7 protein-coding genes are annotated in these 8,183 nt (G+C 48.6%); 4 read left to right on the forward strand and 3 right to left on the reverse strand.

Annotated features, from left to right (window positions below; all coding sequences use genetic code 11):
- Window positions 1-53 precede the first annotated feature (53 nt).
- The 4 genes from mnmG to ACJAYR_RS08830 are packed head-to-tail and all read left to right on the forward strand — an operon-like array spanning window position 54 to window position 4,321.
- On the forward strand, window positions 54-1,919 hold the full coding sequence (mnmG, locus tag ACJAYR_RS08815) for a tRNA uridine-5-carboxymethylaminomethyl(34) synthesis enzyme MnmG (protein WP_415236259.1): 1,866 nt from the start codon (window positions 54-56) through the stop codon (window positions 1,917-1,919).
- Between the two features lie 8 nt (window positions 1,920-1,927).
- Window positions 1,928-2,533, forward strand: a complete 606-nt coding sequence (gene rsmG / locus ACJAYR_RS08820; protein ID WP_415236260.1) for a 16S rRNA (guanine(527)-N(7))-methyltransferase RsmG — start codon at window positions 1,928-1,930, stop codon at window positions 2,531-2,533.
- Between the two features lie 15 nt (window positions 2,534-2,548).
- Window positions 2,549-3,352, forward strand: a complete 804-nt coding sequence (locus ACJAYR_RS08825) for a ParA family protein (RefSeq protein ID WP_169543759.1) — start codon at window positions 2,549-2,551, stop codon at window positions 3,350-3,352.
- Window positions 3,353-3,373: 21 nt separating this feature from the next.
- Window positions 3,374-4,321 carry a ParB/RepB/Spo0J family partition protein gene (locus ACJAYR_RS08830; RefSeq protein ID WP_415236261.1) on the forward strand — a complete coding sequence of 316 codons (948 nt, stop codon included), beginning with the start codon at window positions 3,374-3,376 and terminating at the stop codon, window positions 4,319-4,321.
- Window positions 4,322-4,353: 32 nt separating this feature from the next.
- On the opposite strand, the gene holA is transcribed toward ACJAYR_RS08830, so the two are convergent.
- The 3 genes from holA to leuS all read right to left on the reverse strand — a co-directional run.
- The gene (gene holA, locus ACJAYR_RS08835) at window positions 4,354-5,376 is read right to left on the reverse strand and encodes a DNA polymerase III subunit delta (RefSeq protein ID WP_415236262.1); all 1,023 of its coding nucleotides are present in this window, start codon (window positions 5,374-5,376) and stop codon (window positions 4,354-4,356) included.
- 3 nt (window positions 5,377-5,379) lie between these two features.
- On the reverse strand, window positions 5,380-5,874 hold the full coding sequence (lptE, locus tag ACJAYR_RS08840) for an LPS assembly lipoprotein LptE (protein ID WP_415236263.1): 495 nt from the start codon (window positions 5,872-5,874) through the stop codon (window positions 5,380-5,382).
- The coding region (leuS, locus tag ACJAYR_RS08845) for a leucine--tRNA ligase (protein ID WP_415236264.1) at window positions 5,864-8,183 on the reverse strand (2,320 nt) is incomplete at its 5' end. The genes leuS and lptE, both read right to left, overlap by 11 nt.

The raw sequence follows: 8,183 nt of genomic DNA on the forward strand, positions 1-8,183 counted from the left end.
TCATGAAGTAACATTTGCTTTGACTTTTGGTTGGCAATTCATACATTGGCCCGATGATGTTATATGATGTAATTGTAATTGGCGGTGGCCATGCGGGGTGTGAAGCCGCCGCGGCCTCGGCGCGTCTTGGGGCGAAAACCCTTCTTGTCACCCATAAATTTGACACCATTGGGGCCATGTCCTGCAATCCCGCCATTGGCGGACTGGGCAAAGGACATTTGGTGCGCGAAATTGACGCTCTGGATGGCGTCATGGGGCGTGTTGCCGATGCTGCCGGTATTCAATTTCGTCTGCTTAATCGGCGGAAGGGACCCGCTGTCCGCGGCCCGAGGGCCCAGTCTGATCGCACATTGTATAAAAATGCCATGCAGGCTGCCCTGCAAAACCAGGAAAATCTGGAAATTCGCGAAGCCGCGGTTGAGGACCTGATCGTTGAGCAGGGAAAAGTGTCCGGTGTGATCACGGCAACGGGTGAAGAAATTCACTGCGGCAGTGTTATTTTAACCACCGGGACATTTCTTCGGGGGCTTATCCATATGGGAGAGGTCAAAATTCCGGCAGGTCGGATTGGCGATCAACCTTCAAATGGTTTGTCCGTGACGTTGGAGCGGGCGGGTTTTGAACTTGGACGGTTAAAAACGGGCACACCGGCCCGTCTGAATGGCAAAACTATCGACTGGTCGCAGTTGGAAGAACAGCCCGGGGACGAAATTCCTGTGCCTTTCTCGTTTCTCACGAAAGAAATCACAACGCCGCAAATTTCCTGTCATATTACTCATACGACAGAGAACACCCATCAGATTATTCGCGATAACTTGCATCGTGCCCCAATGTATTCGGGTCAGATCGAAGGGACGGGACCGCGCTATTGCCCATCGATCGAAGATAAGGTTGTTCGCTTTGCCGACAAAACCAGCCATCAGATTTTTCTGGAACCAGAAGGTCTGGATGTGGACACTATTTATCCCAACGGGATGTCAACATCGCTGCCGGAAGATGTTCAGGTTGCCTTTCTGCAATCCATTCCCGGTTTGGAAAAAGTTGAATTCTATCAACCCGGTTATGCCATTGAATATGATTTCATTGATCCAAGGGAATTAAAACCGACATTGGAAACCCGGCGTTTGAAGAACCTGTATCTTGCTGGCCAGATCAATGGCACCACAGGATATGAAGAAGCCGCGGCACAGGGGTTGATGGCCGGTTTGAATGCCGCCCGGGCCACAGGCGGGCAGGGTGCTTTTATTCTGGATCGCGCGGATGCCTATATTGGTGTGATGATTGATGATCTCGTGACGCGGGGAACAAAAGAGCCATACCGTATGTTTACCAGCCGGGCAGAATATCGGTTGATCCTGCGGGCTGATAATGCAGATGAACGATTGACCGGTCTGGGTATGGAGATCGGTTGTGTTGGTTCGGATCGTGCTGACCAGTTCTCCCTCAAAATGGAAACTCTGCAACAGGCGAAAACGCTTTTTGATGGGATCTCCCTTACCCCTAACGAAGCCCGTAAGAAAGGGTTGAACGTTAATCAGGACGGTGTCAGGCGATCAGCAACCGATTTGTTGGCTTATCCGGATATTGGGTTGGAAGAGATCGCTGCTATTTGGCCAGAGACCAACCAATATGCACCAGAAATTCTCGAGCAACTCGCTATCAATGCTCAATATAGCGGGTATCTAGAGCGTCAGAAATCGGATATTGCGGATTTCAGAAAAGACGAATCTTTGATACTTCCCAATGAGTTAGACTATTCCAAGATCGGTGGGCTGTCTGCTGAAGTACAGCAAAAGCTTGTTGAAGTACGGCCGTCCACCCTGGGTCAGGCGGCACGAATTTCCGGAGTTACCCCAGCGGCATTGACGGCGCTTCTGTCTTTTGTTAAACGCGGTGACCATCGGAAACAGGCAGGATAACCCCTTTAATGAACGCTAACGAGTTTTCTAAAATGACCGGTGTTTCACGTGAAACATTGGAGAAGCTGGAGCGATACGTCGCGCTTTTAGAAAAATGGCAAAAGGCGATAAACCTGGTTAGTAACTCGACATTGGCTGATGTCTGGGAACGTCATATTCTTGATAGCTATCAAATACTGGATCATTTTGAAAAGCCGACGGGAACATGGTTGGATTTAGGCAGTGGGGCTGGCTTTCCGGCTTTGGTCATTGCGATGGCCTCTGATGTTGATATGCATGTCGTGGAGAGCGATCAAAGAAAATGCCTTTTCATGCGGGAGGTTTCACGTGAAACATCCACACCGATCACCGTTCACAACCAACGGATTGAAAAAATTGAGCCCTTTCCAGCAGATTATATTTCGGCGAGGGCGCTAGCTCCGCTTGAAAAACTGTTGGAATATTCTGCGCCATTTTCGCACCAAAAAACGCGTTTTTGCTTTTTAAAGGGTCAAGATGTAGATGCGGAATTGACCAATGCCGCAAAATGTTGGAAACTAACCTCTGATAAACACCAAAGTTTAACCAGCAAAGACGGTAGCATTTTATCCTTGAGAGAGGTAAGCCGTCTGTAATTCAGGGGCGGGGCGATGGAAAATTTACCAATTGTTGGTTCTTCAAGGATTTTAGCAATAGCCAATCAAAAAGGTGGTGTTGGCAAGACAACCACTGCAATCAATCTGGCAACTGCGTTGGCTGCTGTTGGAAAAACGGTCCTTGTTATTGATATCGATCCGCAGGGAAATGCCAGTACAGGCCTGGGCATTGACCGTCATAACCGAGATAAAAACGTTTATGATGTCTTGATGGGGGATATTCAGCTCGAAGATGCGATTTGCCATAGTGCGATCCCGGGACTTGATCTTGTACCCTCTACAGCGGACTTAACAGGCGCCGAATTGGAATTAATCGAGATGGATCGGCGAAGCCATCGTCTGGTTGATGCTATTGGCAGTATCAAATCCTCTTATGATTATATCCTAATTGATTGTCCGCCCTCTCTTAACCTGCTGACCCTGAATGCGCTTGTTGCCGTACAAGCGGTAATCGTACCGCTGCAATGCGAGTTTTTTGCGCTTGAAGGCCTCAGTTTGTTAATCAAGACGATAGAGCGGGTTCGAAATACCCTGAATCCAGACCTTGATATTCAGGGCGTCGTTCTTACCATGTTTGATAAGAGGAATAATCTGTCAGACCAGGTTGCACAGGATGTTCGCAGTTATTTAGGGGACAAGGTCTATGAAACTGTTATTCCCAGAAATGTAAGGGTTTCAGAAGCCCCAAGTCATGGCAAGCCAGCATTGATCTATGATATTCGCTGTGCAGGTAGTCAGGCTTATATTAAATTGGCAAGTGAAGTTATCCGTCGGGAAAAACGGCTGTGCGCGGCATAAATTATGAATATGGTTGAGCGAATGACTGAAGATACCGGAAAGAAAAAACTAGGTCGGGGATTGTCTGCGTTGCTGGGCGATGATGCGGCCAGTGACTATTCTGAATTGGATAAAATCAGGGCTTCAAAAGAAATCCCGGTTGAACAAATGCATCCCAGTCCGTTTCAGCCGAGGCAGGATTGGGATCAGGAAGCCCTCCAGAGCCTTGCGGACTCTATTGCAGAAAAGGGTATCTTACAGCCAATTCTGGTCCGTAGGGACCCATTGGACGCCGGCCTGTTTGAAATTATTGCTGGTGAACGACGCTGGCGGGCTGCACAGATGGCACAGCTTCACCAGGTTCCGGTCATTATCAAAGAACTGTCGGATGTCGATAGTCTTGAAATAGCGATCATCGAAAATATCCAGCGAGAAGACCTTTCCGCCATTGAAGAGGCTGAAGGTTATCGCCGGTTAACAGAAGAGTTCGAATATACGCAGGAGGTGATGGCAAAACAGTTGGGTAAAAGCCGATCTCATGTGACGAACATGATGCGTCTTTTGTCTTTGCCGGAAAGCGTTCAGAAAATGATCCGCAGTGGTGAGTTGAGTGCCGGGGCTGCCCGCACCCTTGTGACAGCGGATGATCCTGAGAAACTTGCCAGAAAAATCGTCTCTGAAGGGCTTTCTGTCCGTGCGGCGGAAAAATTAGCGAAGAAAAAACCCTCAAATAGAGCGAGCTCAGCGTCTCCTAGTACGAAAGATCAGGATACGCTCGCTCTAGAAGGGGATTTATCAGCGGCAATTGGCATGAAAGTAAGCATTGATCACAAGGGCGATCACGGTGGATCGATCTCAATTCACTACGGTCATTTGGATCAATTGGATGATATTTGCCGCAGATTAACGCGCCAATCCATGGCTGAAAATTCTGAGGAAGATCCGTTTGACGGAGATATCTCCTCCGCGCTAGACGAAGATTTTCATTAAAAATCAATAGCTTAGATTAAATTTCGGCGAGGCTATCGTTTTCGGTTAGCGATGGCCACCCGTAGAAGGGCGCGCCGGCACAGGGTTTCATCCGGATAACCCGTTGTCTTGCAATCCATTTCAGCCTGTAAAATAAGCGAGAGGCAATTGGCAAAATGTTGGCTATTTTTACGGGATAATTGAGCCGACACCTTCTGATGATTGAAGAAGGGTATTCCGGACTTTTTTAGAGCTTCAGAGGCCGAAATTCCCATGTCGATGAAACTTGCTGCCTTGTGCAACTGCTTTAACTGATTCTGGATGAGCCTTAAAAAGGTAATAGGCGATTCGCCAGAGAAAAACGCTTTATTCAACGATTTTTCCAAATGGTCAAGATTTCCCATCAAAGCCGCATCAATGACATCAAAAACACTTTCAGCCGATGAATCGCCGACCATTGCCTGTGCTTCGTTCAGCGTAATTGGCGATGTGTCTTTTCCTTTATACAGGACCAGCTTGTCCAGTTCCTGACGGGAAATTGATCGATCACTTCCCAAACTCTGTCGTAGATAGTCCACCACACCACTTTCAGCAGACAGCCCCGCCTTCGAAAAAACTTCAGTGATGAGCGCCGAAATATCCTGCGCTTTGTCTCTAAAGCAGGGGATAACCACCCCGTTTTTTTCCTTTGAAACCGCTTTTACCAAAGCAGAATCTTTTCTGATCTCGCCAGCTTCGATGACTAGCACAGTATTTGAATAGTCGGCATCAAAAGCGGTTTTTATTACAGTTGTCGTTGAATTGCCGGCATTCCTAACCCTGACAACCCGTTCACCGCCCATCATGGAAATTGCATTAATCTCGTCAATCAGTTTCCCGGGATCTTCTGACAAACTGCTCGCGGGTATTTCAGAATAACAAAAAGGATCATTTAGATCAGGGACCACGGTTTGACATATTGCTTTGGAACGCTCTCGCACCAGTCCTTCATCCTGTCCGTAAACCAAAAAAATACGATAGGATTTATTGGGTGATTTGAGATAAGACGCAAGCTGAGGGGCCTTGAACTCTACCATTGTTTAGCGGGCCAGATAGACGGAGATCTGCCGATGAATTTTTTCTGCCAGAACCAAGGCAGACCGGGTCCGGGCATTTTTTTCAGCAGATAGGTTGGCAAAATCCGAAGTAACAAGGTTGAACGAAGATGTGGATTGCGCCGAACTTTGATAAATAATGGTTTTTCCGTCCGACGCGAGAAGGGCAAAAGTTCCTTTCAACGTCAGGTTTTTACGGTTTGTCGTATTATCAGGATCAATCGCCAGCGATTGAGATTCTTCTTTTAGTTCAACACTTAAGCGATAGATAGAGCGGGCAGGAACGCCCTTCGGCGTCATCAAATCCAACAATTCGTTGCGAACCATTTGTCCGGTTCGGCCTGAAATAGGGGCGATGTAGGTCGCCGCCAATTTTTGCTGAACTTCCGCGTTCTGTGTTTGCCGGCCGTAAAGGGGCTGAAAGCCACATCCGGCCAGCGAAGCTAGAAACAATATCGCGATCAGAGGTCTAAATAACAATATTTACAATCCGATTTGGTACGACGATGATCTTGCGAACGGGATTATCGCCAATTGCGTTCTGGACAGAAGTCTGAGCAAGTGCCAGTTCCTCTACTTTAGCCTTGTCTTCATCCTTGGCAACCTCAATTGTTGCCCTGAGTTTACCCTTCACCTGAACCGCGATGGTCACTTTATCATCAACGATCAGTGCAGGGTCTGCTTTTGGCCAGGGATTATCAACAAGCAAGCTGTCATAACCAAGCTTTTCCCATAACTCTTCCGCTAAATGGGGCATCATTGGACCGACCAGATTGGTCATAATGCTAATGGCTTCCCGTAACGCCCATGCATCCCCTGCATCGTTTGCTACCGGTTTGAAATCATTAAGCGCTTTCATGAATTCATAAATCCGGGCGATCGCATTGTTAAAATGCAGCTTTTCGATGTTATCGGTTACCTGGGCAACCGTTTTATGGGCTTCTTTGCGAATAGCGGTTGCCGCGTCAGAGAAAGTGTCCGGCTTTTCCGCCGTTTTTTCAGGCAGGTTTTCCAGATTTTCAAAGACAAAACGATAGAGCCGCTGTTTGAAGCGCCAGGCACCGGTGGCACCCGCATCGGTCCATTCCATATCCCGATCCGGTGGGCTATCCGACAGGACAAACCAACGGGCGGCGTCTGCTCCGAATTTGTCGATGATCTCGCCGGGATCAACCACATTCTTCTTGGATTTTGACATCTTTTCGACGCCGCCAATGGTGACAGGCTTTCCGGTTTCAATATGGACCGGATCACCAGCGTCATTGTGGGTAACTTCTTCAGGAAACAGCCATGTTCCATCGTCACTACGGTAGGTTTCGTGGGTCACCATACCTTGGGTGAAAAGACCGCTGAAAGGTTCATCATAGTGAACGGCCCCGGTTTCTTTCATTGCCCGCGAGAAGAAGCGTGAATATAGAAGATGCAGAATGGCATGTTCAATGCCCCCAATATACTGATCAACTGGCAACCAATAATCCACGTCGCTACTAACCACGGGATCTTCTGCCCGAGGGGTACAGAAACGTGCAAAATACCATGACGAATCAACGAAGGTATCCATTGTGTCCGTTTCACGGATCGCTGCTTTTCCGCAATTGGGGCAGGAAGTCTGCTTCCAGGTGGGATGGTGATCCAGCGGGTTCCCCGGCTTGTCAAAAGTCACATCGTCCGGCAATTCAATGGGCAGGTTTTCTTTCTTTTCGGGAACAGTGCCGCAGTCATCACAATGAACTACAGGTATTGGGCAGCCCCAATAACGCTGGCGGGACAGGCCCCAGTCGCGCAAACGATAATTTGTTGTGGAGGTGCCAATTCCGCCCTCATCCAGATGGGCGATGATCGCCTTTTTAGCCTCTTCGGTGGTCAAACCATCGAGAAAACCTGAATTGATTATATGGCCTGGCCCAACATAAGGCGTGTCAGTAATCGGCGTCTGCTCGTCACTGTCTTCGGCGACCACCCGGATAACATCGAGACCGTATTTATTGGCGAAATCCAGATCTCGCTGATCATGGGCAGGACATCCAAACAGGGCACCGGTTCCATAATCCATTAATACAAAATTCGCGACGTAAATGGGCAGTTTCTTTCCTTCGATCAACGGATGATCGGTGGTCAGGCCTGTATCAACCCCTTTTTTCTCTGCTTTTTCAATGGCTTCTTCGCTGGTACCCATGCGGTGACATTCCGCCACAAAATCAGCAACCGCCGGGTTATTGGCGGCCAATTCCTGTGTCAGTGGATGATCGGCTGAGATCGCCATGAAGCTGGCACCAAACAAAGTATCGGGACGGGTTGTATAAATTTCCAGCCCGTCTTCCCGGCCGGTTATCTTGAAAGTAACATGGGCTCCCTGGGATTTACCGATCCAGTTTTCCTGCATCAATCGTACCCGTTCAGGCCAGCGATCCAGTGTTCCCAGACCTTTCAGCAATTCTTCGCTGAAATCTGCAATTCGGAACATCCACTGATCCAGTTTGCGTTTTTCGACCAAGGCACCAGAACGCCATCCTCGCCCGTCAATCACCTGCTCATTGGCCAGAACTGTCATATCGACCGGGTCCCAGTTGACCCAGCTTTCTTTGCGGTAAACAAGTCCTTTTTCCAAAAAGTCGAGGAACAGGGCCTGCTGCTTGCCATAATAGCCGGGGTGACAGGTCGCCAGCTCTTTGCTCCAGTCCAGCGACAAACCCATGCTTTTCAGCTCACGCCGCATATTGGCAATATTGGCATAGGTCCATTCTGCTGGATGAACGTTCTTATCCCGGGCGGCATTTTCCGCCGGCAGA

This window comes from Sneathiella sp. (assembly GCF_047631475.1).
GTDB lineage: Bacteria > Pseudomonadota > Alphaproteobacteria > Sneathiellales > Sneathiellaceae > Sneathiella.

Bases quoted from the DNA above. Each gene is read 5' to 3' on its own strand.
- mnmG (WP_415236259.1), top strand. From the start codon at position 54: ATGATGTTATATGATGTAATTGTAATTGGCGGTGGCCATGCGGGGTGT.
- rsmG (WP_415236260.1), top strand. From the start codon at position 1,928: ATGAACGCTAACGAGTTTTCTAAAATGACCGGTGTTTCACGTGAAACA.
- ACJAYR_RS08825 (WP_169543759.1), top strand. From the start codon at position 2,549: ATGGAAAATTTACCAATTGTTGGTTCTTCAAGGATTTTAGCAATAGCC.
- ACJAYR_RS08830 (WP_415236261.1), top strand. From the start codon at position 3,374: ATGACTGAAGATACCGGAAAGAAAAAACTAGGTCGGGGATTGTCTGCG.
- holA (WP_415236262.1), bottom strand. From the start codon at position 5,376: ATGGTAGAGTTCAAGGCCCCTCAGCTTGCGTCTTATCTCAAATCACCC.